Source organism: Actinomycetota bacterium (genome assembly GCA_036280995.1).
In the GTDB taxonomy this organism is placed as follows: domain Bacteria; phylum Actinomycetota; class CALGFH01; order CALGFH01; family CALGFH01; genus CALGFH01.
On the sequence record DASUPQ010000870.1, the window covers coordinates 1 to 2,062 of the forward strand.

The 2,062-nt window shown below is 72.1% G+C and carries 3 protein-coding genes; 1 reads left to right on the plus strand and 2 read right to left on the minus strand.

Annotated features, from left to right (window positions below; translation table 11 throughout):
* Positions 1–164: 164 nt before the first annotated feature.
* On the minus strand, positions 165–605 hold the full coding sequence (locus tag VF468_29165; protein ID HEX5882357.1) for a CoA-binding protein: 441 nt from the start codon (positions 603–605) through the stop codon (positions 165–167).
* Positions 606–694: 89 nt separating this feature from the next.
* Entirely contained in the window at positions 695–1,210 is a 516-nt protein-coding gene (locus VF468_29170) for a hypothetical protein (protein ID HEX5882358.1), read from the minus strand.
* A gap of 670 nt (positions 1,211–1,880) precedes the next feature.
* On the opposite strand from VF468_29170, the gene VF468_29175 reads away from it, so the two are divergent.
* The coding region (locus VF468_29175; GenBank protein ID HEX5882359.1) for an alpha/beta-hydrolase N-terminal domain-containing protein at positions 1,881–2,062 on the plus strand (182 nt) is incomplete at its 3' end.

Here is a 2,062-nt window from a genome sequence, read left to right on the forward strand (position 1 = left end):
CGGTCGCCCGTACGGAGCGATCGCCGCCGCGGACCTTCCGGCAGGATCGCGGTGGGTGTTCGACCACCCGTTCCATCTACTGCTCAACGTCGCTATCGGAGGCCCATGGGCTGGAAGCCCCGACGCCAGCACGACGTTCCCCCAAGCACTGCGCGTGGACTACGTCAGGGTCTATCAGTGACCCCAGGACGCTGCCGGGGACCCAGCAGCCGGGCGTGCTCAACCTTGAGACAGCGGTCCTCGACGTAGCGCAGGCCGGCCTCGGTGGCGACGGCGCGGGCCTCGTCGCTGCGGATGCCGAGCTGGAGCCAGACGGCGCCGGCCCCGGCCGCGACCGCCTCCCTGGCCACCTGGGGGGTGTGCTCCGGGCGGCGGAAGACGTCGACGAGGTCGATCGGCTCGGGCACCTGGTCGAGGGAGGGCAGCATCGGCACCCCGAACACCTCCGGCTCCGGGCAGGCGGGGTTGACCCCGAACAGGCGGTAGCCCTGGTGGTGCAGGTACCAGGCGACCTGGTTGGAGGGGCGGTCGGGGTTGGCCGAGAGGCCGACCACGGCGATCACCTTGGTGTCGAGCAGCAGGTCGCGGAGCTCTTCGTCGGTCATGGCAGGGGCCCCTGGCATCGGTGGCAGACCCGGCCATGGTAGACGCCCGGGGCGGTGCCGGACCCGTCTCCGGCGCCGCCCTCCTTTGATCAGGCCGCTGAGCAGTCGTACGGACCTTCGGCCGGCGGGTAGGGCTCGGCCCCTTCCAGGGCCCAGGCGAACACGAAGGCCAGCGCGTCCACGTCGCACTGCGACAGCACCGGGTCACCCAGCTCGGGCCAGCCATAGCCCATCAGGTCGGTGCTCTCCAACAGGTTGGTGGCGTGCCCCAGCCCCAGCGCGTGGCCGAGCTCGTGCAGCGTCACCGAGCCCAGGTACTCGGGGTCGTAGGGGTCGCGGTCCAGGCTGGGCGGCAGGTCCGAGCGGACGAGGATGTTGGGGCAGCCATGGTCGCCGCAGATGGCGTAGCCGCCGAATACCACCCCGCCGGCGGTCGGCACGTAGTGGACCACGATGTCGGCGGCTTGGCGCCGTGAGACCTCGGTCAGGGTGATGAGGCCGTCGAAGCACTCGTCCAGCACCCCGGCCCATGTGTCGATGGCTTCGCGGATGGCCGCCAGCTGCTCCCTGGTGGCGCTCGGATGGGCCTGGACGGCAACGGTCAAGTTGGTGAGGACTCGCCCAGCCAGCTGGCGGGCTCCCGCCAGGGCTTGATGCCCTCGTACTCCGGGTTGTGCTGCATGGAACGAACCCGCCTACGGCGTTCGCGTCGACCCTTGGTCGAGCTCGCCGAGGCGACCAGCAGCAGCCCGATGACGAGGCCGAGGCCCCGCCGCCGCTGCCAGCAACCAGCCCAGGGAGGAGCCGGAGACCAACCGGTCGAGCGCCCGGACCAGGGAAATGGACAGGGCGGGCCGCCGACGACCAGCCGACACGCATTCCTGTAACCACCGCTTCCTGTAACCACCGCACGTCCGGGTTCGTTCTTCTTCGGTGAAGCTCGGTGAGCCGGGGACCGGCCAGAGGGAGGGAGGCCTGGTCACGCCGCGAAGCCATGGGGATGACGTAAGCGGCGCGCGATCTCACCCTGCCGGGTGACGGACACCCCGCTTCACCTCGCGTGGACCTCCGCCGGCTGATTGGCGGAGGTCCACGCCTATCTTCTCCCGCGCTGGCCGTCCCCGTTCCCGGGTCCCGAGCCCACCCGGGACGACGACCAGGACGGCGGCGAGGAAGGCCACCCCGGCGCGGAGGCCCCACCGGAGCCCGTCGAGCAGGGCGCCGAGCTCGTCTCCGGTCCGGGCGAGCGCGCCGGCGCGGGTGGTCGCGACCGCCGTGAGGACGCAGCGCCATCACCACCAGGCCGGCGGCCTGGCCGTCGCGCTGGCCTTCTGGTGGTGGTCGCTGCAGCCCAGCATGCTGCCCCGGACCCCGTCCGCCCAGGGGGCGGTGAGCGGGCTGTCGGCGGCCGTCGGGTACCTGCTGGGGACGCTGGCCGGCTACGGCGTGGCGGCGCT